The organism is Arthrobacter sp. AL05 (genome assembly GCF_029960715.1).
GTDB lineage: Bacteria > Actinomycetota > Actinomycetes > Actinomycetales > Micrococcaceae > Arthrobacter.
On the sequence record NZ_JASBRC010000002.1, the window covers coordinates 451136 to 477624 of the forward strand.

22 protein-coding genes are annotated in these 26489 nt (G+C 67.2%); 16 read left to right on the forward strand and 6 right to left on the reverse strand.

Translation table 11 applies throughout. From position 1 onward, the window contains the following. The first annotated feature begins 59 nt into the window (after positions 1-59). Positions 60-671, forward strand: coding sequence for a 4'-phosphopantetheinyl transferase superfamily protein (locus QK287_RS04360; RefSeq protein WP_282359398.1), 612 nt, complete (start codon positions 60-62; stop codon positions 669-671). An 18-nt stretch (positions 672-689) separates the two neighbouring features. Here QK287_RS04360 and QK287_RS04365 read toward each other — a convergent pair whose 3' ends face one another. The 4 genes from QK287_RS04365 to QK287_RS04380 all read right to left on the reverse strand — a co-directional run bounded on the left by QK287_RS04365 (position 690) and on the right by QK287_RS04380 (position 8494). Then, positions 690-2081 carry a M1 family metallopeptidase gene (locus QK287_RS04365; RefSeq protein WP_226774723.1) on the reverse strand — a complete coding sequence of 464 codons (1392 nt, stop codon included), beginning with the start codon at positions 2079-2081 and terminating at the stop codon, positions 690-692. Between the two features lie 44 nt (positions 2082-2125). Beyond that, positions 2126-6064, reverse strand: a complete 3939-nt coding sequence (locus QK287_RS04370) for a Pls/PosA family non-ribosomal peptide synthetase (protein WP_282359429.1) — start codon at positions 6062-6064, stop codon at positions 2126-2128. 156 nt (positions 6065-6220) lie between these two features. Then, complete coding sequence (locus tag QK287_RS04375) at positions 6221-7183, reverse strand: quinone oxidoreductase (RefSeq protein ID WP_282359399.1); 963 nt, start codon at positions 7181-7183, stop codon at positions 6221-6223. A 219-nt stretch (positions 7184-7402) separates the two neighbouring features. Beyond that, positions 7403-8494, reverse strand: coding sequence for an acyl-CoA desaturase (locus tag QK287_RS04380; RefSeq protein WP_282359400.1), 1092 nt, complete (start codon positions 8492-8494; stop codon positions 7403-7405). 218 nt (positions 8495-8712) lie between these two features. On the opposite strand from QK287_RS04380, the gene argC reads away from it, so the two are divergent. The 10 genes from argC to QK287_RS04430 all read left to right on the forward strand — a co-directional run bounded on the left by argC (position 8713) and on the right by QK287_RS04430 (position 18818). Next, positions 8713-9744, forward strand: a complete 1032-nt coding sequence (gene argC / locus QK287_RS04385; RefSeq protein WP_282359401.1) for an N-acetyl-gamma-glutamyl-phosphate reductase — start codon at positions 8713-8715, stop codon at positions 9742-9744. Next, the gene (argJ, locus tag QK287_RS04390; RefSeq protein WP_282359402.1) at positions 9741-10907 is read left to right on the forward strand and encodes a bifunctional glutamate N-acetyltransferase/amino-acid acetyltransferase ArgJ; all 1167 of its coding nucleotides are present in this window, start codon (positions 9741-9743) and stop codon (positions 10905-10907) included. The genes argC and argJ overlap by 4 nt, the downstream gene beginning before the upstream one ends. A 9-nt stretch (positions 10908-10916) precedes the next feature. Beyond that, positions 10917-11873: an acetylglutamate kinase gene (gene argB / locus QK287_RS04395; protein ID WP_226774717.1), complete on the forward strand. Its 957-nt coding sequence runs from the start codon at positions 10917-10919 to the stop codon at positions 11871-11873. Further along, entirely contained in the window at positions 11870-13129 is a 1260-nt protein-coding gene (locus QK287_RS04400) for an acetylornithine transaminase (protein WP_282359403.1), read from the forward strand. The genes argB and QK287_RS04400 overlap by 4 nt, the downstream gene beginning before the upstream one ends. Before the next feature lie 11 nt (positions 13130-13140). Beyond that, entirely contained in the window at positions 13141-14160 is a 1020-nt protein-coding gene (gene argF / locus QK287_RS04405) for an ornithine carbamoyltransferase (protein WP_282359430.1), read from the forward strand. Next, the gene (locus QK287_RS04410; protein WP_282359404.1) at positions 14160-14690 is read left to right on the forward strand and encodes an arginine repressor; all 531 of its coding nucleotides are present in this window, start codon (positions 14160-14162) and stop codon (positions 14688-14690) included. The genes argF and QK287_RS04410 overlap by 1 nt, the downstream gene beginning before the upstream one ends. Before the next feature lie 61 nt (positions 14691-14751). Continuing rightward, positions 14752-15957: an argininosuccinate synthase gene (locus QK287_RS04415; protein ID WP_226774714.1), complete on the forward strand. Its 1206-nt coding sequence runs from the start codon at positions 14752-14754 to the stop codon at positions 15955-15957. Continuing rightward, positions 15957-17372: an argininosuccinate lyase gene (gene argH, locus QK287_RS04420; protein WP_226774713.1), complete on the forward strand. Its 1416-nt coding sequence runs from the start codon at positions 15957-15959 to the stop codon at positions 17370-17372. The genes QK287_RS04415 and argH overlap by 1 nt, the downstream gene beginning before the upstream one ends. A 136-nt stretch (positions 17373-17508) precedes the next feature. Further along, on the forward strand, positions 17509-18039 hold the full coding sequence (locus QK287_RS04425; RefSeq protein WP_253033192.1) for a pyridoxamine 5'-phosphate oxidase family protein: 531 nt from the start codon (positions 17509-17511) through the stop codon (positions 18037-18039). 38 nt (positions 18040-18077) lie between these two features. After that, positions 18078-18818 (forward strand): maleylpyruvate isomerase family mycothiol-dependent enzyme, encoded by a 741-nt coding sequence (locus QK287_RS04430; RefSeq protein WP_282359405.1) that lies wholly within the window; start codon positions 18078-18080, stop codon positions 18816-18818. A gap of 44 nt (positions 18819-18862) precedes the next feature. Here QK287_RS04430 and QK287_RS04435 read toward each other — a convergent pair whose 3' ends face one another. Continuing rightward, a complete protein-coding gene (locus QK287_RS04435) occupies positions 18863-19378 on the reverse strand; it encodes a methylated-DNA--[protein]-cysteine S-methyltransferase (protein ID WP_282359406.1) in 516 nt (171 codons plus the stop codon). Next, positions 19375-20913 carry an AlkA N-terminal domain-containing protein gene (locus QK287_RS04440; RefSeq protein WP_282359407.1) on the reverse strand — a complete coding sequence of 513 codons (1539 nt, stop codon included), beginning with the start codon at positions 20911-20913 and terminating at the stop codon, positions 19375-19377. The genes QK287_RS04435 and QK287_RS04440 overlap by 4 nt, the downstream gene beginning before the upstream one ends. Positions 20914-21004: 91 nt before the next feature. On the opposite strand from QK287_RS04440, the gene QK287_RS04445 reads away from it, so the two are divergent. The 5 genes from QK287_RS04445 to QK287_RS04465 all read left to right on the forward strand — a co-directional run bounded on the left by QK287_RS04445 (position 21005) and on the right by QK287_RS04465 (position 26407). Continuing rightward, positions 21005-21673, forward strand: coding sequence for a DNA-3-methyladenine glycosylase (locus QK287_RS04445; protein ID WP_282359408.1), 669 nt, complete (start codon positions 21005-21007; stop codon positions 21671-21673). 103 nt (positions 21674-21776) lie between these two features. Continuing rightward, positions 21777-22319 (forward strand): adenine phosphoribosyltransferase, encoded by a 543-nt coding sequence (locus QK287_RS04450; RefSeq protein ID WP_282359431.1) that lies wholly within the window; start codon positions 21777-21779, stop codon positions 22317-22319. A gap of 157 nt (positions 22320-22476) precedes the next feature. After that, positions 22477-24705: an AAA family ATPase gene (locus tag QK287_RS04455; protein WP_282359409.1), complete on the forward strand. Its 2229-nt coding sequence runs from the start codon at positions 22477-22479 to the stop codon at positions 24703-24705. Between the two features lie 76 nt (positions 24706-24781). Then, entirely contained in the window at positions 24782-26095 is a 1314-nt protein-coding gene (tyrS, locus tag QK287_RS04460) for a tyrosine--tRNA ligase (RefSeq protein WP_226774706.1), read from the forward strand. A 159-nt stretch (positions 26096-26254) separates the two neighbouring features. Next, complete coding sequence (locus QK287_RS04465; protein ID WP_282359410.1) at positions 26255-26407, forward strand: hypothetical protein; 153 nt, start codon at positions 26255-26257, stop codon at positions 26405-26407. Positions 26408-26489: the final 82 nt, after the last annotated feature.

The following is a 26489-nucleotide window of genomic DNA, read 5'->3' on the forward strand; positions in this document are numbered from 1 at the left end:
TCGCCGTCGCCGGGGCCACCGTCCGGTCCGTTCGTCTTGCCGACGTCGGACCGGACGGTGTGGCCTTCCTCGATCAAGCAGAACGCGCCCGTGCAGCGGGCCTCAAAGACGACCCCACCCGGCGGGACTTTGTGGCCGGCCGGATCGCGTTGCGCGCTTTTGCTGCCGGGATCCTGGCGGTGCACCCCGGAGAACTAACGGCCGCCTATGTGTGCCCTGATTGCGGCACCGGCCCGGAGAATGACCATGGCCGGCCAGGCTACCGGATTGCCGGTCTTCCCGCCGGCCTGAACCTAAGCCTGTCGCGCAGCCGCGGCTGGGCCCTGCTGGCAGCAGTGCACACCCGGGAACCGGGGGTCCGTCCCGGCATCGACCTGGAGCACAGCTCCGGTGTGACGTTCCCGGGGTTCGACGTCGTTGCCCTCACCCCTGCCGAACGGGAGCGGCTCAATACGCTTCCCCCCGACCAGGCAACGGGCTGGCGGGCAGCTGCCTGGGCGCGCAAGGAAGCGCTGCTCAAGTCACGCGGTACCGGGTTGCGGGTCGATCCGGCTACGGTGGAGGCTTTCGCGGAGCCCGGGGACGGCATTGTCCTTATTGAACTGGACACGTTTGCGTTGGGCCTGCCTGCGGGATTCGCCGCCGCGCTGGCTGTTCCGGGAACCGCTTAGCAACAAAGGGCCAGGAGATCACTTTGGGCCGCCGGCCGGAAGTGCCGGCAGCGCTTCCTGGTACAGCCACGGGTGCAGCAGCGCTTCCGTGTCGAGGCCTGTCGCGTGGTCCGCGGTGAGAATGAACTGCGCCGTCGAGACCGAGCCGTGGCGGTACTGCCCCGCCCACTCATGCAGCAGCGAAAAAAACGCCAGGTCGCCGCAGCGCAGGCGGAGGGCGTGCAGCGCCAAGGCCCCGCGTTTGTACACCCGGTCATCGAACATCAGCTCCGGACCGGGGTCGCCCACGAGCAGGTCCTGCGCGCCGGTGCTGAGCTTCCGCCAGGCGGCGGCGGCCCGGCGCGCCACAGTCATAACGCCGGCTTCCTCGGACCAGATCCATTCGGCATAGCAGGCGAAGCCCTCATGCAGCCAAATGTCCTTCCAGGACGCTGCCGTCAGCGAATTGCCGAACCACTGGTGGGACAACTCGTGGGCGATGAGCCGCTGCGACTCCCAGTCCTGTTCCAGCTGGTTGGGGCCGAAAATCGACAGGCTCTGCGCCTCGAGCGGGATCTCCAGCTCATCCCCGGCCACCACTACCGTGTACTCGGCGAACGGGTAGGGGCCGAAGCAATCGATGAAGGTACGCATCATTTCCGGCTGCCTCCTCAGCCCTTCGCGTGCCTTGTCCGCAAGCTCAGCAGGAACCGCGACGTGCTGGGGCACCTGCGACGCCGGGCGGACCGGGTTGAGGGCCAAGAGCTCGTAGCGGCCGATCTGAACCGTGGCGAGGTACGTGGCCATGGGCTCGGCCTGTTCGTAGACCCAGGTCTCGCGGCTGGACCGGCCGGTGCGGGCGACCAGGATCCCGTTGCACACCGCCCGGTAGTGTGCGTCAGTGGTCACCGAGATCCGATAGCTGGCCTTGTCCAAGGGGTGGTCGTTGCAGGGGAACCAGGACGGTGCGCCGTTCGGCTGGCCAGCCACCAGCACACCATCGGTCAGTTCTTCCCATCCCACGTCGCCCCATAAGCCCCGGCGGGGGGAGGGGTTTCCCTCGTAACGGACGTCCACAGTGAATTCTTCGCCCGGCATCAGGGCGGCGTCGGGGACAATGACCAGCTGGTCGGCGCGCTGGCTGAACTTGCGGACCTTCCGACCGGAGAGCTGGATTTTGCTGGCCCGGAGCCCGGTCAGGTCCAGCACAATGGCCGAGGTGGCGCGTTGTGTCACCGCGTGCACAGTGGCCCGCCCGTTCAGGCGGTTGCTGCTGAGCTTGTAGTCCAGTTCGAGTTCATACCGGGTGACGCGGTAGGCATTGGTGCCATGGCCCGGCAGGTACGGATCAGGAGAGCCCGCCGGATCATCCGCGGGCAGGCCGCCTCCGGTGCCGGTTGCGGCGGTGGACCTCTGGGGGCTGGAACTCATTAGACGGCCTTCGGGTTGGCAGGTGCGGGTCGGGCGGGAGCGTGCTACTTCGGCTTGGGGGCAGCCACTGCCGGCCCGCCCCACGGGCTCACCGGGTTGCCCATCCAGTACGTCGCGGCAGGGACAGTTTCACCCCGCATCACAAGGGATGCCGGGCCTACGGTGCCACCTTTGCCGATCCGGGCCTGCGGGAGGATGACTCCGTGCGGGCCCATCGTTGCCCCGTCATCGAGCGTAACAGTGTCAATGCTCATCACACGGTCATGGAACAGATGGGTCTGGACCACACAACCCCGGTTAACCGTGGTGTTCCGGCCCAGGGTCACCAGGTCCGCCTCGGGCAGCCAGTAGCTTTCGCACCAGGTGCCCGCGCCGATCCTGGCGCCGAGGGCCCGGAGCCACCAGACCAGGGCCGGGGTCCCGGTGGCCGCCCGGGCGAACCAAGGGGCGCTGACCATCTCAATGAACGTGTCCACCACCTCGTTGCGCCAGATGAAGGAACTCCACAACGGGTGCTCACCGGGTTTGATGCGCCCTACCAGCAACCATTTCGCCACCACAGCACTGCCCGCCGCCACCGCTCCGGCGATGAGAATCACCACGCCGCCCAGGAGCGCCGCGATGCCGTAATTCGTGGCGGAGGCAAGCCAGTCGAAGGCGAGGAAAACGCCGGCCGCGATTGCGACGGTCACCACGACTGGAACAAAACGGCACAGTTCCCAGAGCGACCGGGCGACCTTGAGCCTTAGCGGCGGCTGGTACGTCCGGGTGTCATCGGAGGCGATGGCGGTGCGCCGGAGCCGCACCGGCGGACTGCCCAGCCACGAGGTGCCGGCCTTGGCTTTGGCGGGGGTCGCTGACAGCACGGCAACCAGGGAGTTCTTGGGCACATTGCGGCCGGCCGCCGTCATCCCGGAATTGCCCAGGAAGGAGCGTTTGCCGATCTTCGCGGGCGCGATCCGCAACCAGCCGCCGTCGAGTTCGTACGAGGCCACCATCGTGTCGTCGGCCAGGAAGGCTCCCTCGCCCACAGTGGTCATCTTCGGGATCAACAGCACCGTCGAAGCCTCCACGTTCTTGCCGATCTTCGCGCCAAGCAGGCGCAGCCAGACCGGAGTGAAGAGGCTCGCATAGATCGGGAAGAGCACGTCCCGGGCCAGGTCCAGGACCCGCTCGGTAGCCCAGACCTGCCAGCCGATTCTGCTGCGCACCCGGTAATATCCTTCGGCCAGGCCCAGGCTGAGGAGCCGGGTGGTCAGCAGGATCAGCAGCAGGTTGGACAGGAACCAGACGAGGGCCGCCGGCGCAATGGCCAGCAGCAGCTGCGGAACCGCTGCCGTCAGCGAAGCGCTGCCCCGAATGAAGGCATAAACCACTAAGGCCGCGGCAGCAGCGGAGATCACGGGGATCAGGGCCAGAACGGCGGACGCTGTGGCGAAGCCGACAAACCAGAGCCTGCCGATTATGGGGTGCTCGGCGGGAGCCTCCGGCCAGGAGGGTTTGGCTTTGCCCCGCCGCTCCGCGGGTGAGCCGGCGACCAACTGCCCGGACTTCACCTTGCCCAGCACGGCCGATCCGGGCTCCACCCGGGCTCCGGCACCGATCGAGGCACCGGGCATAAGGGTACTGCGTGCACCGACAGTTGCGCCGGGCCCGATATGGATGGCGCCGATATGGACTACGTCGCCGTCGATCCACCAGCCGGACAGATCGACCTCAGGTTCGACGTTGCAACCGGTGCCCAGCGAGAGCATTCCCGTGACGGGAGGCAGCGAGTGCAACTGGACATTGTTGCCGATTTTCGCCCCGAGGGCGCGTGCGTAATAGGGCACCCACGGGGCACTGGCGAGGCTGACCGCGCCGGCGAGGTCCTGGATCTGCTCGGCCAGCCACAGGCGCAGGTGCACCCGGCCGGAGCGGGGGTAGACTCCCGGCACTACCTTGCGCAGCAGCAGGCGGGCTGCCGCGACGGAGATCAGCATCCGGCCGGCAGGACTGACAAAAACAAGCCAGGAGGCTCCCACCCACCACCAGGAAACCGTGGGCGCCGCCGCGAAGCCGGCGAGCCAGAAGAGTAGATTATTCGCCGCCATCACATACGTCAGCCAGCGCATGCCGACCAGCAGGTGCAGCGGAACCCCCATCAGAGTCTGGAAAACCTGCGACTTGCGGGCCGTGCGCCGGACCGTGCGTTCCGGGGCCGGTCCTGCCCCGCCCTCGGGCAGCGACAGGCGTGCGGTATCGATGAGAGCCCCGATCCGGGGCGTGGCATAGATGTCGGCCACCGTGATCGTTGGATAGCGCACGCGCAGGGCCGAGACAAGCTGCGCGGCAGCGAGGGACCCGCCGCCGTAGGCGAAGAAGTCGGCGTCCAGGCCGGACACGGCGCTGCCCAGGACGGAGCTCCACTGCTCCACGATCCAGCCGGCATCATCGGGCAGGTTCAGCGGGGCCGCCGCGGCGTCGGCGGCGCCGGCCCCCGCCAGCGGCCACGGCAGCGCGTGCCGGTCCACCTTGCCGCTGGTCTTGGTGGGCAGCGAATCGACAACTGTCAGCAGCGGAATCAAGGGGGCCGGCAGGCTCTTGCCGAGGAGCTCACGTGCGGCGGTGAGATCGAGGTCCCGCCCGCCGGCCGGGGCCAGGTACCCCACGAGGATTTGGTTTCCAGCCGCCGTCGTCTGCACCGTCGCGGCCGCACCGGCGACGTCCGGCAACGCCTGCAGGGCCGAGTCGATCTCACCCAGTTCGATCCGGCGCCCGCCTAGCTTGACCTGTTCGTCGGCGCGGCCCTGAAAGATCAGCCCCTCCGCTTCGTACCTGACCAGGTCGCCCGAGCGGTAGGCCCGCGTCCAGCCCAGCGACGGCATCGGGGCAAATTTCTCAGCGTCCTTGGCCGGGTCAAGGTACTGGGCCAGGCCGACGCCGCCAATGATTAATTCGCCAACCTCGCCTTCACCCACCGGCCGGGCTTCAGCGTCGACGACGGCGAGGTCCCACCCGTCCAGCGGCAATCCGATCCGGATCGGGCCGGGCCCGCCCAATCGAGCGGCGCAGGCGACAACGGTGGCCTCGGTGGGGCCGTAGGTGTTCCAGACTTCGCGGCCTTCGACGGCGAGCCGCTCGGTCAGTTCGGGCGGGCACGCTTCGCCGCCGAAGATCAGCAGGCGGACGCTCTCCATGGACTCCACCGGCCAGAGCGCGGCCAGTGTAGGTACTGTGGAAACGACAGTGATGCCGTGGCTGATCAGCCACGGGCCGAGGTCCATCCCGGTCCGGACCAACGCCCGGGGCGCCGGGACGAGGCAGGCGCCGTGCCGCCAGGCTAGCCACATTTCCTCGCAGGAGGCGTCGAAAGCCACGGACAGGCCGGCCAGGACGCGGTCCTGGGGGCCAACCGGATCGTCCTGCAAAAAGATCCGCGCCTCGGCGTCGACGAATGCCGCGGCGGAACGATGCTGCACGCCGACGCCTTTCGGCGTTCCGGTGGACCCTGAGGTGAAGATGACCCAGGCGTCGTCGTCCGGCGTGGGAGGCCGGGGAGCCGGAAACGGCCGGGGCAGCTGGCGTGCCGTCACTATCTCGCCGGCACCGCGAAGCGTCCCGGCGATCCGTGCTTCGCCGAACACCAGCCTGGCCCGCTCTTCCGGGTCGTCCGCGTCCACCGGAACATACGCCGCCCCGACCATCATGATGGCCAGGATTGAGACATACAGCAGGTTGGTACCGGAGGGAATCCGGACACCGATCTTGTCCCCGGCACCCAGCCCTGCGGCGTGCAGCTCCCTTGCCCGGGCCCGGACTGCCGCCATAAGCTGCGCATAACTGAGCGACTCGTGACCGTCGTCGAGCGCGGAGGCGTCCGGAAAGCGTTTGGCCGTGTCCTGCAGGATGTCAACGAGCGTCCGCTCCGGCGGAGTGGCGGGGGACCCTGCAAGCTGGGCCGGGAAGACCGTGTTTAGGGTGGCGGCATCCTGCGGGAGCACGGTGCTTGTGGGTTGCTGCTGTTGCTCAGTCACGGGGGCATCGTCTCTGACCTAGGTAAATGGAAGGTGTCCGGCGTCGCTTTGTGTTAATGATCCGCCTCAAGCCGGATGTGCGCACGCTGGTCCCGGATAACGGCGGACCCTGGCGGTCCGGGTTTAGGGGACCAGGATGACCTTGCCCGTGGTGCGGCGCTGCTCCAGGTCTTCGTGTGCCCGGGCGGCTTCCGCGAGGTCGTAGCGGGCGCCAATCCGGACCTTGAGGCTTCCGTCAGCCACCGCGGCGAAAAGCTCGTCCGAGCGCCAGCGGCGTTCCCGGGCATCGCGCAGGAAATGTGAAATCGTCGGGCGGGTCAGGTACAAGGATCCGCCGGAGTTGAGCCGCTGTGGATCGAAAGGCGGCACGGGCCCGGACGCGGCGCCAAAGAGCACCAGGGTGCCGCGGATACGCAGGGCGGACAGGGAACCGTCGAAGGTGTCCTTCCCGACGCCGTCGTAGACCACGTCCGCGCCGGTCCCGTCGGTCAGTTCGCGGACCTTTGCCGCGAAGCCGTCGTAGCGCAGCACGTGGTCGGCTCCGGCGCCGCGGGCCAGTTGTTCCTTCTCATCCGTGGAGACGGTGGTGATAACGCGTGCGCCCTTGGCCTTGAGCAGTTGGATCAGCAGCAGCCCGACGCCGCCCGCTCCGGCGTGCAGCAGGACGGTGTGGCCCGGCTCCACCGTGAAGGAGGAATTGATCAGGTAGTGCGCGGTGATGCCCTGCAGGGGAAGGGCGGCTGCGGTGAAATCGTCCACGCCGCGGGGGACCGGCAGGGCTTTGTCCTCATCGACGAGTGCGTAGCTGGCGTAGCAGTTGATGCCTTCCGCCGTCGCCACCCGGTCGCCGGGGGAGAACCCGGTGACGCCGTCGCCGAGTTCCGCCACGGTGCCGGCGGCCTCGGAGCCGGGGGTGAAGGGGTAGTCCACCTGATAGCTGCCGCTGCGCTTGTAGGTGTCGATGAAGTTGACGCCGGCGGCGGCGACCTTGATCAGCAGCTGGCCGGGGCCCGGCGTCGGGCGCTCCACCCCGGTCAGCGTGAGGACACCGGGACCCCCGGCCTCGCGGGCGACGATTGCGTGCATTACCTGTCTCCTTGCTTGAGCTGAAGTTCCTGGGCTGCAAACCGGCCCGCATCGGCCGGCTGGGTTTCCGCGGCCCGATGTCCGGCTCCGCTTCTGCACCATCCTAGGGACAGCAACAGCAACGACGAAGTGGCGGCCGGTATTCGGCCGCCACTTCGGGTCACACTGACAGGCCGGGGCTGCCGGCTTGCCCTTCGCGCAGCAAAGCCCGGCCGCCGCTTAGAAGCGTCGGGTCACGGTCGCCATCGGGCACTCGAAGTGGCGTCCGGCGGAGAGACCGACCTCGTTGAGGTAGCGCACGATGATGCCGTAGGACTGCAACAGGGTGGTTTCCGTGTAGGGAACCTGGTGCTTCGCGCAGAATTCGCGGACGATCACGGCGGCCTTGTCGAGCTGCGGCCGGGCCATATCCGGGAAGAGGTGGTGTTCGGCCTGGCGGTTGAGGCCGCCCAGCAGGATGTCCATCCAGGGGCCACCGGATATATTCCGTGACGTCAGGACCTGCCGGCTGAAGAAGTCAACGCGGCTGTCCGCCGGCAGGACCGGCATGCCCTTGTGGTTAGGGGCGAACGAGGCGCCCATGTAGAACCCGAAGACGGCCAGCTGGACCCCGATGAACGCAAGGGCAACGCCCCACGGCAGGAACGTGAAGGCCAATACCGGGAGCAGGCTGAGCCGGACCAGGAGAATCGGGATTTCCACCCAGCGGTGGGTGACCTTGGCGCGCTGGAAGATGAACTTGACCGAATCGATCTGGAGGCCCAGGCCGACGAGGAACAACAGCGGGAAGAAGAGCCAGCCCTGTTTGCGGGTGAGGAAGGAGAACCGTCCCTGCCGGGTAGCGGCAGCTTCCGGGAAGAAGGCGATGGCGCCGGTGGCGATGTCCGGGTCTTTGGAAATGACGTTCGGGTGGTTGTGGTGCGCGCCGTGCTTCTGCTCCCACCAGGAGTAGCTGATGCCGGCGACCGAGGTGGCAAGCAGCCGGGCGGCCCAGTCGTTGGCGCGGCGGGAGGCGAAGATCTGGCGGTGTCCGGCCTCGTGGGCCAGGAAACTCAGCTGGGTGCAGAGGATGCCCAGCGCCGCGGCGATAAGGAGTTGGAACCAGCTGTCACCGATCAGCGCAAAGCCGAACCAGGTGGCGGTCATCAGAAGGACCAGAACGGAGAAGACCGTGATGTAGAAACCGACGCGGCGTTCGAGGAGGCCGGCGGACTTGACGGTCTTTAGGAGTTCCGAGTAGCTCAGGACAACGGCGTTGGGCTGGCGGACGCGAGATTTCGGTCGCTCCGGCGTAGCAGTGGTGGGGGTCATGGAGCTCGCGCCTCGTAACTGTTACGGGCAACGCTGCATCCGACATTCGGATTGCACGGTCTGGATCACCCACAACCAAGCATACGCCCCGGGCCATCCGGGCCCATCCCGGGGTGTAGCCCGCGTGCCCTCCGCGGCCGGGCGAACATGGCCGGGCGCGGCTCAGCTGATGCATAATTATCGACATCTATGCATACTCTTGCTGTATAGTTCCCTGTATGACTATTTCTGTTGCCGTATCCGGCGCAAGCGGTTATGCCGGCGGCGAGGTGCTGCGGATCCTTGCCGGTCATCCCAACGTGACGATCGGTGCCATCACGGCCCACAGCAACGCCGGTTCCAGACTAGGGGAATTGCAGCCCCATCTCCACGGTTTGGCCAGCCGTATCCTCGAAGACACCACAGTGGCCAACCTGTCCGGACACGACGTTGTGTTCCTGGCCTTGCCGCACGGAGCCTCCGGGGAGATCGCCGCGCAACTGCCCGCAGGCACCCTCGTGATCGACGCCGGCGCCGACCACCGGCTCAAGGATGCGGCCGCTTGGGAAAAGTTCTACGGCTCCCCGCACGCCGGCACCTGGCCCTACGGGCTGCCGGAACTTCCCGGCCAGCGCGAGGCGCTCCGGGGCGCCACCCGGATCGCCGTGCCGGGCTGCTACCCGACCTCGGTCCTGCTGGCCCTTACCCCTGGTTTTAGTAACCACCTGCTGCAGCCCGACGACGTTGTTATCGTTTCCGCGTCCGGAACCTCCGGCGCCGGTAAGGCGGCCAAAGCCAATCTGATCGGCGCCGAGGTGATGGGCTCGATGAGCCCCTACGGTGTGGGGGGCGGGCACCGGCACACGCCCGAGATTGAGCAGGGGCTCTCGGCGGCCCTCAACGCTCCGGTAACGGTGTCCTTTACGCCCACGCTGGCCCCCATGAGCCGGGGCATCCTCACCACCGCCACGGCGAAGGTGCGCCCCGGTGTTACTGCCGGGGAGCTCCGCCAGGCCTGGAGCGAGGCCTACGACGACGAGCCGTTTGTGCACTTGCTGCCCGAAGGCCGCTGGCCCTCGACGAAGTCGGTCCAGGGGTCCAACCACGCCGTGATGCAGCTGGCACTCGACGGGCACACCGGCAGGGTAATCGTTACGTGCGCCATCGACAACCTGACCAAAGGGACCGCCGGCGGAGCCGTGCAGTCCATGAACATTGCCCTCGGCCTGGCGGAAACCGCCGGCCTCGATCTGCAGGGAGTAGCACCGTGAGCATCACCACCCCCCAGGGATTCCGTGCCGCCGGAGTCACCGCCGGCCTCAAGGCCTCCGGCAACCCGGACCTCGCCCTTGTGGTCAACGACGGCCCCGCCAAGGCCGCCGCGGCCGTGTTCACCTCCAACCGGGTGGCCGCAGCCCCCGTGCACTGGTCCCGAGAGGTGGTCAAGGACGGCCGCGTGGATGCCGTTGTGTTGAACTCCGGCGGGGCCAACGCCTGCACCGGCCCGCAAGGCTTCCAGAACACCCACACCACCGCCGAAAAGACCGCCGAAGCCCTCGGCATCTCCGCCACCGACGTCTTCGTCTGTTCCACCGGCCTGATCGGCGAGCAACTGCCGATGGATAAGGTCCTCGACGGGATCGGGGCGGCAAGCGCAGCGCTGAGCACAGGCGGCGGCTCCGATGCTGCCACCGCCATCATGACCACGGACTCGGTGTCCAAACAGGCCGTCTTCACCGGTGCCGACGCCGACGGCAAGGAATTCACCATCGGCGGTATGGCCAAGGGTGCCGGCATGCTCGCCCCTGGGCTCGCCACCATGCTCGTGGTGCTCACCACTGACGCTGACGTCCAGCCGGACATGCTCGACGTTGTACTCCGCGACGCCACCCGGGTCACCTTCGACCGGGCGGACTCGGACGGTTGCATGTCCACCAACGACACGGTGGTGCTGCTCGCCTCCGCAGCGTCCGGCGCCGTGCCGTCGGCCGCCGACTTCGGCGCCGGCCTGACCCGGGTCTGCGCAGAACTGGCCCGCAAACTGATCGGCGACGCAGAAGGAGCCAGCCACGACATCGCCATCCGCACCTTCAACGCCGCCAGCGAAAAGGACGCCGAAGTCGTCAGCCGCGCAGTGGCCCGCTCCAACCTCTTTAAGGCCGCGATCTTCGGCAAGGACCCCAACTGGGGCCGGGTGCTCTCCGCCGTCGGCACCACCGACGCCGCCTTCGAACCCGACCGGCTCAATGTGTCCATGAACGGCGTGCAGATCTGCCGCAATGGCAGCATCGGCGACGACCGGAGCCTCGTGGACCTGGCACCCCGCGAGGTCCTGGTCGAGATCGACCTCCAGGCCGGTAACGCCGAGGCCACCATCCTGACCAACGACCTCACCCACGACTACGTCCACGAAAACAGCGCCTACTCCAGCTAGGGGATGCCGATGAACGCCCAGACCCGCGAGACCACGTCCATGTCCGATGCCCAGGGCAAGGCCGGCACCCTGATCGAGGCCTTGCCCTGGATCCAGCGCTTTGCCGGCACCACGATGGTGATCAAATACGGCGGCAACGCCATGGTTAACGACGAGCTGCGCCGCGCTTTTGCCGAGGACGTCGTTTTTCTGCACCACGTCGGGATCCACCCGGTCGTGGTGCACGGCGGCGGCCCGCAGATCAACGCCATGCTCAGCCGGCTCGGGATCGAATCCGAGTTTAAGGGCGGGCTGCGGGTCACCACGCCGGAGGCCATGGACGTGGTCCGTATGGTCCTCACCGGCCAGGTGGGCCGCGAACTCGTGGGCCTGATCAACTCACACGGCCCCTACGCCGTTGGTATGTCCGGTGAGGACGGCGGGCTGCTCCGGGCCGTCCGGACCGGCACCGTGGTGGACGGCGAGGAGGTGGATCTGGGCCTCGTCGGCGAAGTTGTCGGCGTAAACCCCGAGGGAATCCTGGATATCGTTGCGGCCGGCCGGATCCCGGTGATTTCGACAGTAGCGCCGGAAATATTCGCGGACGGCACCGGTGACCGGGGAACCCACCAAGTGCAGACCACCGGCCAGGTGCTGAACGTCAACGCGGACACCGCCGCCGCGGCCTTGGCCGAGGCGCTCGGCGCCTCGAAGCTGGTTATCCTCACCGATGTTGAGGGTCTCTTCGCCAACTGGCCGGACCGCTCCTCGCTGATTTCCTCGCTTACCGCGTCGGAACTCCGCGAGCTGCTGCCGCGTCTGGAGTCAGGCATGATCCCGAAAATGGAGGCCTGCCTCAAAGCCGTTGAAGGCGGCGTCGAACGCGCACACATCGTGGACGGCAGGCTGGCGCATTCGATGCTGCTGGAAACCTTCACAACAGCGGGCATCGGCACACAGGTCGTCCCGGACGAGGAAAACAAATGAACCAGCTGGAAAAATCCCCCGAACTCAGCGAAATGGTCGGAACCGGCGGCTCCGGTACCGGAGCCGACTGGCTGGCCCGCTACTCCACCTCGCTGCTGGGTGTCTTCGGGACCCCGCAGCGGGTCCTGGTCCGCGGCGCCGGCTGCCTCGTCTGGGATGCGGACGGCAAGGAATACCTGGACCTGCTCGGCGGGATCGCGGTCAATGCCCTCGGCCACGCGCATCCTTTTGTCACATCGGTCATCTCCAGCCAGCTCGCCACCCTGGGTCACGTCTCCAACTTCTTTACGAGTCCCACCCAGATCGCGCTGGCCGAAAAGCTGCTGGAGATCACCAGCGCGCCGGCCGGTTCCAAGGTGTTTTTCGCCAACTCCGGCACGGAGGCGGTCGAGGCCGCGTTTAAGCTGGCACGGCGCAATGTTGGTTCGGCAGCGACGCCGCGGACCAAAATCATCGCCCTTGAGGGCGCCTTCCACGGCCGGACCATGGGCGCGCTGGCGCTCACCGCAAAGGAGGCCTACCGGGCGCCGTTTGCGCCGCTGCCTGGCGGCGTTGTGCACATCCCCTTCGGTGACATCGACGCGCTCCTGGCCGCAGTGGACGACACCACCGCAGCAGTCTTCCTCGAACCGATCCAGGGCGAGGCCGGCGTCCGGCCGCTGCCCGCCGGCTACCTGCAGGCCGCGCGGGCGGCCACCCGTGCCGTCGGTGCCCTGCTGATCCTGGACGAGGTCCAGACCGGCATCGGCCGTACCGGCAAGTGGCTCGCCAGCGAGGACGCCGGGATTATGCCCGACGCGGTCACGCTCGCCAAGGGCCTCGGTGGCGGCTTCCCGATTGGCGCCCTCGTGACCTTTGGCCCGGAAACTTCCGCGCTGCTCTCCGCCGGCCAGCACGGGACGACGTTCGGCGGCAACCCGGTGGCCACCGCTGCAGCACTGGCCACCCTGCACGTGCTGGCGGACCAGCATGTCCTGGACCACGTCCGGAACGTAGGGGAGCGGCTGCGTGCCGGCCTCGCGGGGATCGACGGCGTTGCCGCGGTCCGCGGCGAAGGGCTCCTGATCGGCTTTGATCTGGACGCCGACGTCGCCCCGGCCGTCGTGGCCGCCGGGCTCGACGCAGGCTTTATCGTCAACAGCCCGGGCCCGCACACGATCCGGCTCGCCCCGCCGCTGATCCTCACGACCGAACAGGCCGACCGCTTCCTCGCGGCACTGCCTGCCCTTCTCCAGACAGCAAAGGACGCCCAGTGAACACGACTGAAATGTCGACAGTGACGTCGAACAGCCGGACCCGGCACTTCCTCAAGGACACCGATCTCACCCCGGCCGAGCAGGCTGAGGTCCTGGACCTTGCCCTGCGGATGAAGGCCGCCCCCTACAGTGTGCAGCCATTCGCGGCGGAGGCCAGCGGACGCAAGACCGTGGCCGTGATCTTCGACAAGACCTCGACCCGGACGCGGGTTTCGTTCGCCGCGGGCGTGGCCGACATGGGCGGCAATGCGCTGATCATCAACCCGGGCGAAGCGCAGATCGGCCACAAGGAGTCCATCGAGGACACCGCCAAGGTCCTGGAGCGGATGGTGTCCACCATTGTCTGGCGGACCGGTGCCCACGCCGGCCTGGTGGCCATGGCAGCAAACTCCCGGGTGCCGGTCATTAACGCCCTGTGCGATGACTACCACCCCTGCCAGCTCCTCGCCGACCTGCTTACGATCAAGGAACACAAGGGCGAGCTGGCGGGCCTCACCCTAAGCTACCTTGGCGACGCTGCCAACAACATGGCCAACTCCTACCTGCTGGCCGGCGTCACCGCCGGCATGCACGTCCGTGTGGCCGGCCCCGAAGGTTACCTGCCTTCCCCGGCGATCATCGCCGCGGCCGAAGACCGCGCGGCGGAGACCGGCGGGTCGGTACTTGTCACCATTGATGCTGCCGAGGCGCTGCTGGGGGCCGACGTCGTCGCGACCGACACGTGGGTCTCCATGGGCCAGGAAGACGAGAAGGAGGCCCGGCTGCAGCTGTTCCGCAGCTACGCTGTCGACGAAGCGGCGATGCAGCTCGCGGCGCCGGATGCCGTGGTGCTCCACTGCCTGCCCGCCTACCGGGGCTACGAGATCGCCGCGGCCGTGATCGACGGCCCGCAGTCAATCGTCTGGGACGAGGCCGAGAACCGGCTGCACGCCCAGAAGGCGCTGATGGCTTGGCTGATGCACCGCTCCGGCCTCGCCGTCGTTGACGGGTTGGCGCCGAACGGGGAGCCGGCACCGAAGGGACGCCGATAGTGTCCGTCCAGCCCGCTTCCCCGGGGGCCAGCCCGGCCACCAAGACGGCCCGGCAGGCACGGATCACCGCGATCCTCACGGGTGAGTCGGTCCGTTCGCAGGCGGAGCTGGCGGCACTGCTCGCGGACGACGGCGTCCAGGTAACCCAGGCCACCCTCTCCCGGGACCTCGTGGAGCTCGGCGCGGTCCGGGTCCGCGGGAAGGAAGGTGTCCTCGTCTACGCGGTGCCGGGGGAGGGCGGGGAACGCGCGGCCAAAAGCGGTGTCAGCCAGGAAATCCTCGACGCGCGGCTGGCCCGGCTCTGCGGGGAACTGCTGGTCACCGCCGAAGCGTCCGCGAACATCGCGGTGCTCCGGACGCCTCCCGGCGCGGCCAACTTCCTGGCGCTGGCGATCGACCACTCCGTGATGCCCTCCATCCTCGGCACCATCGCCGGGGACGACACCGTGCTGTTGGTCACCCGCGACCCGGTCGGCGGCGCAGCCGTCGCGGCCCGCTTCCTGCGGCTCGCTGATGAAGCCGGCCAATAAACTTCCACCAGAGAACCAAGAACCAAACAACCAAGAACCAAACAACTAAGGAGCAATTGAAGTGACTGAGCGTATTGTGCTGGCCTACTCCGGTGGCCTGGATACTTCCGTAGCTATCGGCTGGATCGGTGAAGCTACCGGTGCCGAGGTGATCGCCGTGGCGGTCGACGTCGGACAGGGCGGCGAGTCGCTGGAGACGATCCGCCAGCGCGCCCTGGGCTGCGGCGCCGTCGAAGCCTATGTGGCTGACGCCTCCGACGAGTTCGCCAACGAGTACTGCATGCCCGCGCTGAAGGCCAACGCCCTCTACCAAGGCCACTACCCGCTGGTTTCCGCGATCTCCCGCCCCGTGATCGTGAAGCACCTGGTCAAGGCTGCCCGCGAATTCGGCGCTACCACGGTGGCCCACGGCTGCACCGGCAAGGGCAACGACCAGGTCCGCTTCGAGGTCGGTATCCAGACCCTCGGCCCGGACCTGAAGTGCATTGCACCGGTCCGTGACCTTGCCCTGACCCGCGACAAGGCCATCGCCTTCGCCGAGGAAAAGGGACTCCCGATCGAGACCACCAAAAAGAACCCGTACTCCATCGACCAGAACGTCTGGGGCCGCGCCGTCGAAACCGGCTACCTCGAGGACATCTGGAACGGTCCCACCAAGGACATCTACGACTACACCGCGACCCCGGAGTTCCCGCCGGCTCCCGACGAGGTCACCATCTCCTTCCACGCCGGCGTCCCGGTCGCGATCGACGGTGTTAAGGTCACCCCGCTGCAGGCCATCAAGGAACTCAACCGCCGTGCCGGCGCCCAGGGCGTGGGCCGGATCGACGTCGTCGAGGACCGCCTCGTTGGCATCAAGTCCCGCGAAATCTACGAAGCGCCCGGTGCCATGGCGCTGATCACCGCGCACAAGCACCTCGAAGACATCACCATCGAACGCGAGCAGGCCCGGTTCAAGGCCACTGTCGGCCAGCGCTGGTCCGAACTGGTGTACGACGGCCAGTGGTTCTCGCCGCTCAAGCGCTCCCTTGATGCCTTTATCGAAGACACCCAGCGCTACGTCACCGGCGACATCCGGATGGTGCTGCACGGCGGCCAGGCGATCGTCAACGGACGCCGTTCCGGGACCTCGCTCTACGACTTCGACCTCGCCACCTACGACACCGGCGATACCTTCGACCAGTCCATGGCCAAGGGTTTCATCGAGCTGTGGGGCATGTCCGCCAAGGTCGCCTCGGGCCGCGACATCCGCGTCGCAGGTCAGTAGTGGCTTCCGGCACAAATGAAGGCGCGCTGTGGGGCGGCCGGTTCGCCGGCGGACCCGCTGACGCCCTCGCGGCGCTGAGCAAGTCCACGCACTTCGACTGGCGGCTGGCGCGCTACGACATCGCCGGCTCCAAGGCCCACGCCCGCGTCCTGCACAAGGCCGGCCTGCTCGACGACACCGAGCTTGAGGGCATGCTGGACGCCCTGGAGCGGCTGGATGCAGACGTGGCCTCCGGTGCCTACCTGCCCGCGGACTCCGATGAGGACGTGCACGGCTCGCTGGAACGGGGTCTGATTGAGCGCGCCGGCACCCAGCTTGGCGGCAAGCTCCGCGCCGGCCGGTCCCGCAACGACCAGGTGGCCACGCTGGGGCGGATGTTCCTGCGTGACCATGCCCGGATCATTGCCCGCGGTGTCCTCGCAACGATCGCTGCTTTGGTGGACCAGGCGAAGGCCCATCAGGGCGTGGCCATGCCCGGCCGCACCCACCTGCAGCACGCCCAGCCCGTGTTGCTGAGCCATCACCTGCTGGCCCACGCCTGGGCGCTGCTGCGCGATGTGCAGCGTTTGGCGGACTGGGACAAGCGCGCCGGGGTGTCGCCCTATGGCTCGGGTGCCCTCGCCGGCTCGTCGCTGGGCCTGGACCCGGAGGCTGTGGCCGCGGAACTGGGCTTCTTCTCCGCGACGCACAACTCGATCGACGGCACCGCCTCCCGCGATGTCTTCGCCGAGTTTGCGTGGATCACGGCCATGATCGGCGTGGACCTTTCCCGTGTGTCGGAGGAAGTTATCCTGTGGGCCACGAAGGAGTTCTCCTTTGTTACGCTCCACGATTCCTACTCCACCGGCTCCTCGATCATGCCGCAGAAGAAGAACCCGGATGTTGCGGAACTGGCCCGTGGCAAGGCCGGCCGGCTGATCGGCAACCTGACCGGGCTGCTGGCCACCCTGAAGGGCCTGCCGCTCGCGTACAACCGCGACCTGCAGGAGGACAAGGAACCGGTCTTTGACGCAGCCGACACCTTGGAGGTCCTGCTCCCGGCAGTATCGGGCATGATCGCGACGCTGACGTTCAACACCGAACGGATGGAGTCCCTGGCGCCGCAGGGCTTCGCGCTGGCTACGGACATTGCCGAATGGCTGGTCCGGCAGGGCGTTCCGTTCCGTGAGGCGCACGAGCTCTCCGGGGCTGCGGTCAAGCAGGCGGAAAGCCGCGGCGTCGAGCTTTGGGACCTGACGGATGAGGAATACGCCGCGATCTCCGAGCACCTGACACCCGAGGTCCGTACGGTCCTGTCCACCGAGGGCTCGCTGAACAGCCGCAACTCCCAGGGCGGTACGGCTCCGGCCGCCGTCGAGCGCCAACTGGTGGCCCTCGAGAGCGAATTGGCCGGGGTCCGCGGGTACGCGGGCTAGCGACACACGCTCCCTCACTTCCTGCAGCATTTCCGCCGACGCTCCTGCACTGCCTGCAGGAGAGTCGGCGGATTTCCTGCCAAAAGTGAGGGAGCGCTGTGCGTTTGCCGCCAAAACTCCCCGCTAGCATTACGGCATGAGCGAAACTTTCCGCCAGTTGCTGCGTGGCCTGCCCGATTTCCCCGATGTACTTCCGGAGTTCGACCCGGCAGAAGCGCCCGCTGACCCCGCCGAGCTGTTCCGGCAGTGGTTCGATGAGGCGCTCTCAGCCGGTGTGCCGCAGCCCAACGCCTGCAGCCTGGCCACGGCGGACCGCCTAGGGCGTCCCTCCGCCCGGATGCTCATCCTGAAGGACATCGACGGTGGCGGCTGGCACTTCGCCACGTCCCGTGCGTCGCGGAAAGGCCGGGAGCTTGCGGCCAACCCGGAGGCCGCGCTCAACTTCTTTTGGCAGCAGCAGGGCCGTCAGGTCCGGGTGGCCGGCGGTGTTGTTGAGTTGTCGGCGGAGGCCTCCGCCGCAGACTGGCACGCCCGGCCGGGGGCCGACGGCGGCGATAACCCGGACTGGCAGCTCTATGCCCTCCGGCCCCGCGAAATCGAGTTCTGGCAGGCTCGGCACGACCGCCGGCACATCCGCCACCGCTATGGCCCGGGGTCCTTCAGTTAATCCGGATTTATCCAGGGCGCTCGGTTAGGATGTTCGCCATGACCACAATCACGCCGGAAAAACTCCTGGCAGAACTCCGCCGCGCCGCCGACGTCGTGGCGGGGATAGCTGCCACCTTTTCCGAGGAGGACGTCAAGGCGCCCTCGGAACTGCCGGACTGGACCCGGGGACATGTGCTGGCCCACCTCTGCGGCATCGCCAACGCGATGGCCCGCCAGCTGGAATTCGCCGCGCAGGGCAAGACCATCGAACTCTATGACGGCGGCTTCGAAGGCCGGACCCGGGCGATCGAAATGTCGGCCGGACACCCCGTGGCGGAACACCGCTCCGATCTGGATCACGCCTTGGTCCGGGCGTTGACTGCTTTTGAATCCCTTGACGGCGCCGACTGGCACAGGCCGATCAGTTTCCGCGGGGGAGTTGTGTTCGACGGCGGACTGGCACTCTGGCGCGAATTCGTCATTCACGCCGCAGATCTTGGCACCGGCCGCGGTCCCGAGACCTGGAGCCGGCCGTTCTGCGAGCACCTTTTCGAATTCCTGGCCGCGCGGGTGCCCGACGGGCAGCGCTTTGTCCTCCAGCCGCTCGGACTGCCAGCCGTGGCCATCGGTACGCCCGGCAGCCGATCGACGGCCGTCAACGGGATGCTGACCGACATTGCTGCCTGGCTCGCGGGCCGCACGCCCACTCTCGGCAGCCTGCGCGCCACGGCCGCGGCCGACGGCGTCGACCTCCCGGCGCTGCTTCCGTGGCCGGCCGGGGTGCCTGCCACCCGCTGAGCCCAACTCGGGCGCCTAACCACTCGGGAGCCGGCCCGCGCCCGCTACTGCTTGACGGCAGAGACCAGCAGGTGTTCCCGGGCCAGAAGGCTTTTTTTGATTACCAGCCCCCACCGGAACCCGCCCAGGCTCCCGTCGGTGCGGATCACCCGATGGCACGGTACAAAAAGCGCCGCCGCGTTGAAGGCGCAGGCGCTGGCAGCAGCGCGGACGGCCTTCGCATTTCCCGACATTTCCGCGTACTCGGTGTAGCTCACGGGGTGTCCCGGCGCGACGGTGCGGAGGATCTCCCAGGCATGCCCGCGGAACGGACCGGACTTCTGCAGCACCGGTACCGCCATAGCCGGTTGCGGATAGCCGGCGTAGAACTCGTCCACGGCATCGGAGATGACGCCGAGGCCCGGGACGGACTCGAAGGCCCCCGGCAGCAGGTCCGGGTGGATCTGCCCGGTCAAGTCCCCGGGAACAGCCGTCCACCCGGAGGCAAGCACCGCACCGTCCCGGGCAATGATGGTGAACGGGCCGTCGGGGGTGGACATGGTCAGCAACTGGGCTTTCATAATGCCGCTTTCTTGGGAGCCAGGGGGGAAATGGATGATGTTTTGGGAGCCGCGGCCCGGGCGAGCGCCGCTATGCGCCACAGGTGCATGGTGGCGTAGGACCGCCAGGGGCTGAGCTCGCGGAAATCGGGGCTCAGGGGCTGGCCCGGCGACACGGCGCCGTCAGGATCCGGGGCCAGCGAGCGGATGCCATTGCGCACCGCCGCGTCGTTGGCAAGGAAGACATCCGGTGCGCCGATCACGCGCATCGCCACATAGCCCACCGTCCACGGCCCCACCCCGGGCAGGGGCAGCAGTTTGGACTCCAGCCCCGGCAGGTCATCGCCATAGCCAAAGTCGAGACTGCCCGAAGCCATCGCAGCGGCTGCATTCCGGATCGAATCGACGCGGCGTTGCGGGCCCCGGAGCAGTCCGAGGCCGTCCGCGGCAATTTGCTCCGCGGTGGGGAATAGCCGGTGCAGGCCGACGGCGGGAACCAGGCTGTCGCTGCCGGCGGCGGACAACCGGATAAGTGCCGTCCGCGCGGCGGCGACGGTGATCTGCTGGCCGATCATTGCCCGGATCAGCAGCTCCTGCGGATCGACGGCGCCGGGCATCCGGATTCCCGGCGTGGCGGTGACTCCCGCCGCCAGCCGGGGATCGGATCCCAGCACCTCGTCGATGGCGACCGGGTCGGCGTCAAGGTCCAGCAGCCGGCGGACCCGGCTGAGCAGGGAGGGCAGGTCCCGGAGGTCGACGGCGCCGATGCTCAGCAGCAGCGGGCGGCCGCTGGCTTCGGCGTTATAGTCCACCCGGAAGCGCGCATCGCCGTGGGCCATACGCAGCGTCCGCGCATAGGAGCTGGAGGTGCCCTCCTCGACGCCGGGGATGGCCCGGACCGCGAGGAAAGAAAAAACGCCGGGGTCGAAGGGTTCGCGGTACGGCAGGTTCAGCGTCAGGGCCGTCGACGACACAGCAGCCAGGGGCGGCGTCCGGTGGTGGCGTGCCGTGGCCCGCAACGCCGACGGGGTCATGGCGAAAACTTCGCCGATGGTCTCGTTGAACTGGCGGACGCTGCTGAATCCGGCAGCGAACGCGATGTCGGCGACCTTGATCGTGGTGGAGACCAGCAGGGTCCGCGCCGTCTGGGCCCGGCTGGCACGGGCCAGCGAGAGGGGGCCGGCGCCGAGCTCGTGGCTGAGGATCCTGTTGAGCTGGCGCGAGGAGTAGCCCAGGCGGGTGGCGAGGCCTTCGACGCCGTCGCGATTGATCACCCCGTCGTTGATCAGCCGCATGGCGCGTCCGGCGATGTCCGAGCGGACATTCCAGGCAGGCGTGCCGGGCACCGCCTCGGGCAGGCAGCGTTTGCAGGCCCGGTAGCCGGCGTCGTGCGCGGCGGCGGAGGTCTCGTAGAACGTGACATTGCCGGCCTTGGGGGTCCGGGCCGGGCAGGACGGCCGGCAGTAGATGCCGGTCGTGCGGACAGCCGTGTAGAACTGCCCGTCGAACCGGATGTCCCGGGCGTCGATTGCCCGGTAGCGCTGCCAGAAATCCATGAGTTCATCCTGCCAGCATCCGGGTGCCGCTGCTAGCGGAAATCGGACATGGCCGTGCAGGGTGATCCGGCGGGTTTGTTAAAGTCGGAGCATGAGTGAGACTCCTCCTGACAGTGCGCCGGGCCGTGGATTCCCGGCCACTGGGCTGCGGGGGCTCCTGTCCGCCGACGCCCGGCAGGTGGCGCCGCTGCTGCTTGGCGCGGTTTTGACGCACGAGGGTCCCGATGGCCTGGTGTCCGTGCGGATCAGCGAGGTGGAGGCCTATCTGGGACCGCACGACTCGCAGCACCCGGATCCCGGTTCGCACACCTTTCGCGGCGCCACCGCGCGCAACGCCCCGATGTTCGGCCCGGCCGGGCACCTCTACGTCTACCTCAGCTACGGCATGCACCACTGCGCCAATATCGTCTGCGGACCGCTCGGAGAAGCCTCTGCCGTGCTGCTGCGGGCCGGAATGGTTGTGGCCGGGGAAGACCTGGCACTCACCCGCCGGCCGACATCGAAATCCGCCAGGGAGCTTGCAAGCGGCCCGGCCCGGCTCGCCACGGCACTGGGCATCACGACGGCGGACACCGGCCGGGATGCGCTCTTGGCCCCGTTCCGGCTTGACCTGCCGGACCTGCCGGCCGTGGATGTCAGTTCCGGACCACGCGTCGGCGTCTCGGGCGCCGGGGGCAGCCGCGACTACCCGTGGCGCTTCTGGGTCACCGGCGACCCGACCGTCTCCCGCTACAAGGCAGCGAAGGTGCGCCCGGGGTAGCAGGCCGGCCCTGCCGGGCGACCGGCACACGTGCCCGAAGGAACCGTAAAAGCCCAGCGAGTAAGCTTGACGGGTGAATCAAAGCGAGCTTCCCCGGACCACGATGACCAAGAGTGAAACCGCTGCGCCGGTGGACAAACTTATCAGCAGCCTGTGCGCCACCATCCCGGATTACCCCAAGCCGGGAATTGTCTTCAAGGACCTGACCCTCGTTTTCGCCGACGGCGCGGCACTCAAGGCTGTTGTGGACGCCCTGGTGGAGCCGTTCAAGGGCCAGTTCGACGCCGTGGCCGGCGTGGAGGCCCGCGGTTTCCTGCTGGCTGCCGCCGCGGCCTACGCCACCGGCACGGGCGTCATCACCGTCCGCAAGGCCGGCAAGCTACCCCGTGAAGTGGTCTCCGAGGACTACGCGCTCGAGTACGGCAGCGCCACCCTGGAACTGCACACCACTGACCTTGCGCCCGGCAGCCGCGTCCTGATTCTCGATGACGTCCTTGCCACGGGCGGCACGCTGGCTGCCGCCGTCCGGCTGTTCGAACGCTGCGGCGTCGAAGTGGCCGGTGTGGGTGTGGTCCTGGAACTGGATGAGCTTAACGGCCGTTCTGCCCTCGACGGGCATCGGGTCAGTTCCCTGCTGCGGCTGTAAACCGCCCTCCGGGCCCGGCGGGCGGCAAGGTGCACCGGGCCGCGGGACGATCCCGCGGGCCCCGCTGCACCGGGGTGCAAAAAGCGGTCGTGTAGCGGTGCCGCACTGAAATGGTTGTAGAATGGTTGGTCTGTCTTTTTCGATAGGGGAACGTTCGATGCACGACGCTGATTTGGCCCATGAACGCGACTATGTCGCCGGACTTTACGCCCGGCTCGACGAGCTGCGGGCGGAAAAGCGCACCCAGCTGGCGCAGGTCCGTCGGGCCGGTGCGGTGGGCACTATGCAGAACGTCTCCGAGCGGGATGCTTTCGCTGCACTCTACGAGGACCGCCTTGCGCAGCTCGACGCCGTCGATGACCGGCTGGTGTTCGGCCGCCTCGACCTCGACTCCGGGGAGGCGCAGTACATCGGCCGCATCGGGCTGACCACTGACGAGCTGCAGCGGCTTATGCTCGACTGGCGTGCGCCGGAAGCCGGACACTTTTACCAGGCCACCGCGTTTGACCGGCAGGGAGTGCGGCGCCGGCGCCACCTCATCCTGCAGGGCCGCGAGGTCAAGGCCATCGAGGACGATGTCCTGGACGCCGGGCTGCTCGCGGACAACGAGTCCCTGCAGGGCGAGGGCGCGCTGCTGGCAGCCCTGAACTCCAAGCGGACCGGACGGATGTCAGACATCGTCGGCACCATCCAGTCCGAGCAGGACCGGATCATCAGGTCCTCGATCTCCGGAGCCCTTGTCGTCCAGGGCGGGCCCGGCACCGGCAAAACGGCGGTTGCCCTGCACCGCGCGGCCTACCTGCTCTACACACACCGGGACCGGCTCAAGACCGCCGGCGTCCTGCTGGTGGGACCGTCGTCGTCCTTTATGAAGTACATCGAACGCGTCTTGCCGTCACTCGGCGAGACCGGCGTTGTGATGGCCAGTGTCGGCCGGCTGATGCCCGGAATCCATGCCGTGGCCGAGCCGGAGTCCGAGGTCGCTGCCATCAAGGGCCGGCTGGACATGGTCGAGGTCGTGGCGAACGCGGTGGCCAACCGGCAGCGTATTCCTGCGCAGAACCGCGTCCTTGAAGTGGACGGACGCAAACTCCTCCTGACTCCCCGGCAGGTCCGCCGTGCCCGGGACCGCGCACGCTCCATCGGCAAGCCGCACAACGAAGCGCGCGTTTCGTTTGTCAGGATGCTGCTGCGCGAACTTACGGAACAGATGACCGAACTCGTCGAGGCCGGCAGCATCGGCAACAACGCAGACCGCTCCTACCTGGCCGAGGATGTCCGCTCCGCCCGGGACGTCCGGATCGCATTGAATCTGTGCTGGATGCCGATGACGCCGGAGAAGCTGATTGGTGAACTCTTCAGCAAGCCGGCGATCCTGGAAGCCTGTACCCCCCAGCTCAGCCCGGCCGAGCGGCAACTGCTGCTCCGCCCGGCCGATGCGCCGTGGACCGAAGCTGACGTGCCGCTGTTGGACGAGGCAGCCGAACTCCTCGGCGAGCTGGACGCCGCTGCGGGCAGGGGGCTGGCACAGCAGGAACACGATCGTGCACGCGACCTGGCCAACGCCAAACAGACGCTTGTTAACATGGAAACCGCCGGCGTAGACGTCTTGATCTCCGCGGAAGAGCTCGTTGACCAGAACCAGGAACGCGAGGCCCGGCTCACTGCAGCAGAGCGTGCCACGACCGACCGCAGCTGGGCCTTTGGGCACATTGTGGTGGATGAGGCCCAGGAGCTCTCGCCGATGCAGTGGCGCCTGCTGGTCCGCCGCTGCCCGCTGAAGTCCTTCACCATCGTGGGCGACATTGCCCAGACCAGTTCCGTGGTGGGCGCCAATTCCTGGCAGAGCGCCCTGGCCCCGATGTTCGGTGACCGCTGGCAGCTCGAGGAGCTCACAGTCAACTACCGCACCCCCTCGCAGATTGCCGAAGCGGCGGCCCGGATGGCCAACGCGGCGGGGCTTGTCGTCTCCGCACCCAAGGCTGTCCGCGAGGGTCGCTGGGCGCCGGTGGTCGACCGCGTCGAGCCGGGCCAGGTGATCAGCAAGCTCGTGGCGGTCCTGCCGGAGGAACTCGCTTCCCTGGAGGGCGGCCTGCTGGCGGTCATTGCCGACGGCGGGCTTCTTTCCGAAGCCACCGCGGCACTGCGCGCCGTTTACGGGCGCCGCGTCGGCACCGACGCCGGAAGTTATGCCCAGGACATCGTTGTTATCAGTCCCCGCGAGGCCAAAGGCCTGGAGTTCGACGGCGTTGTGGTGCTGGAGCCTTCGGCCATGCTGAACCGTGAGCACGGCCGTGTCGGTGACCTGTATGTGGCCATGACCCGGCCCACCCAGCGGCTGCGTCTGATCGCCTCCGCCGGCGTGCCGGCGGGCATCGAAGACTGAGCCCGGCACGGCGGTGCCGGTCTCGATCGAAAGTCACAGACGCTGAGGGTGCGCTGATCCTGCTACCTTAGATTCCGTGTCCCAGCTAAATGATCCCCGTTCCCAGCAGAATGACCCCAGCTTCGCCGACGTCTGGCAGGAGCTGAAATGGCGGGGCCTGGTCCACGTCTCCACGGATGAGGCGGAGCTCCAGCAGCTGCTCGCCGGAGAACCAGTGAGCTATTACTGCGGCTTCGATCCCACTGCTCCGAGTCTGCACCTGGGCAACCTGGTGCAGTTGCTGCTAATGCGCCGGATCCAACTAGCCGGCCACAAGCCCCTCGGCCTCGTCGGCGGCTCCACCGGCCTCATCGGTGACCCGCGCCAGAGTGCAGAGCGTGTGCTTAACACCCCCGAGACGGTAGCAGAATGGGTCGGAAAACTGCAGGCGCAGGTCCAGCGGTTCCTCAGTTTTGAGGGCGACAACGCGGCCCGAATGGTCAACAACCTTGACTGGACAGCGCCCTTGAGCGCCATCGATTTTCTGCGCGGAATCGGCAAACATTTCCGGGTCGGCACCATGATCAAAAAAGACATCGTCGCCAACCGGTTGAACTCCGACGAGGGAATCAGCTACACGGAATTCAGTTACCAGATCCTTCAGGGTATGGACTATCTCCAGCTCTTCCGTGACCACGGCTGTGTCTTGCAGACCGGGGGATCGGACCAGTGGGGCAACCTGACCAGCGGCACTGACCTGATCCGCAAGGTTGAGGGCAAACACGTCCACGCGCTTGGGACACCACTCATCACCAATGCCGACGGGACGAAGTTCGGCAAGAGCGAGGGTAACGCCATCTGGCTTGATCCGGAGATGTGCAGCCCGTATGCGTTCTATCAGTTTTGGCTCAACACCGCAGACAGCGACGTTGCTGCGCGCCTTAAGGTCTTTACGTTCCTCAGCCGGGCGGAGATCGAGACCCTGGAGGCTGCGCTGGCCGAGCGGCCGTTCGCCCGCGAAGGGCAGCGCAAGCTTGCCTACGAAGTGACTTCGCTCGTGCACGGAGTAGAAGCGACAGAGAAGGTCATTGCCGCCTCTGCTGCGTTGTTTGGCAACGGTGATCTGAGCGCCCTGGACGAGGCAACGCTCAAGGCAGCCACGTCCGAGCTGCCGTCCGCGACAGTCGGCGCCGGCACCTTGGGCATCATCGAACTCCTGGTCGCAACGGGCCTGTCGGAGAGCAAGTCCGCCGCCCGCCGCACGGTGGGGGAGGGCGGGGCGTACGTCAACAATGCCAAGGTTGCAGATCCCGACGCCGTCATTGAGCCCGGCCAACTGCTCCACGGCCGATACCTGCTGTTGCGCCGCGGCAAAAAGAACCTGGCCACCGTGGAAGTCAGCGTGCCCTAGCCGAACACCGCGCGTCGACGTACCCCGTTTGCCGCCCCGCTTGCAAGGTCGGGGCGGAGCGTGTATTGTTCTTTTAGTCGCCACCGCAGAGTGGCGGCCAACCCCAACCAAACTAGAGAAGCAATTCTTTTAGCGCTATTGTCCTCCCCGGAGTACATCGTGCAAATCGAAAAAATGCTTCATATTTTGGTGGGGACATTTGCTCCAGCAAGTGAACTTCGGATGAAAATCCGGATTTGCAAAGCGGAAATGAATGAAATAAGATTTAAATATCGCAGCAAAGAAAGACTGAAAGATAAAGAATTCATTTAGTTGAATTGTTTCAGCTACTACTTTGAATGTGTCTGTTGTTTGAGAACTCAATAGTGTGCCAAGTTTGTTGATACCAATTTAT

What these genes read in the sequence shown, in the direction of transcription:
- QK287_RS04365 (WP_226774723.1), bottom strand. Translation starts at nt 2,081, where the DNA reads ATGAGTTCCAGCCCCCAGAGGTCCACCGCCGCAACCGGCACCGGAGGC.
- QK287_RS04375 (WP_282359399.1), bottom strand. Translation starts at nt 7,183, where the DNA reads ATGCACGCAATCGTCGCCCGCGAGGCCGGGGGTCCCGGTGTCCTCACG.
- QK287_RS04380 (WP_282359400.1), bottom strand. Translation starts at nt 8,494, where the DNA reads ATGACCCCCACCACTGCTACGCCGGAGCGACCGAAATCTCGCGTCCGC.
- argC (WP_282359401.1), top strand. Translation starts at nt 8,713, where the DNA reads ATGACTATTTCTGTTGCCGTATCCGGCGCAAGCGGTTATGCCGGCGGC.
- argB (WP_226774717.1), top strand. Translation starts at nt 10,917, where the DNA reads ATGAACGCCCAGACCCGCGAGACCACGTCCATGTCCGATGCCCAGGGC.
- QK287_RS04400 (WP_282359403.1), top strand. Translation starts at nt 11,870, where the DNA reads ATGAACCAGCTGGAAAAATCCCCCGAACTCAGCGAAATGGTCGGAACC.
- argF (WP_282359430.1), top strand. Translation starts at nt 13,141, where the DNA reads ATGTCGACAGTGACGTCGAACAGCCGGACCCGGCACTTCCTCAAGGAC.
- QK287_RS04425 (WP_253033192.1), top strand. Translation starts at nt 17,509, where the DNA reads ATGAGCGAAACTTTCCGCCAGTTGCTGCGTGGCCTGCCCGATTTCCCC.
- QK287_RS04430 (WP_282359405.1), top strand. Translation starts at nt 18,078, where the DNA reads ATGACCACAATCACGCCGGAAAAACTCCTGGCAGAACTCCGCCGCGCC.
- QK287_RS04435 (WP_282359406.1), bottom strand. Translation starts at nt 19,378, where the DNA reads ATGAAAGCCCAGTTGCTGACCATGTCCACCCCCGACGGCCCGTTCACC.
- QK287_RS04440 (WP_282359407.1), bottom strand. Translation starts at nt 20,913, where the DNA reads ATGGATTTCTGGCAGCGCTACCGGGCAATCGACGCCCGGGACATCCGG.
- QK287_RS04445 (WP_282359408.1), top strand. Translation starts at nt 21,005, where the DNA reads ATGAGTGAGACTCCTCCTGACAGTGCGCCGGGCCGTGGATTCCCGGCC.
- QK287_RS04450 (WP_282359431.1), top strand. Translation starts at nt 21,777, where the DNA reads ATGACCAAGAGTGAAACCGCTGCGCCGGTGGACAAACTTATCAGCAGC.
- QK287_RS04455 (WP_282359409.1), top strand. Translation starts at nt 22,477, where the DNA reads ATGCACGACGCTGATTTGGCCCATGAACGCGACTATGTCGCCGGACTT.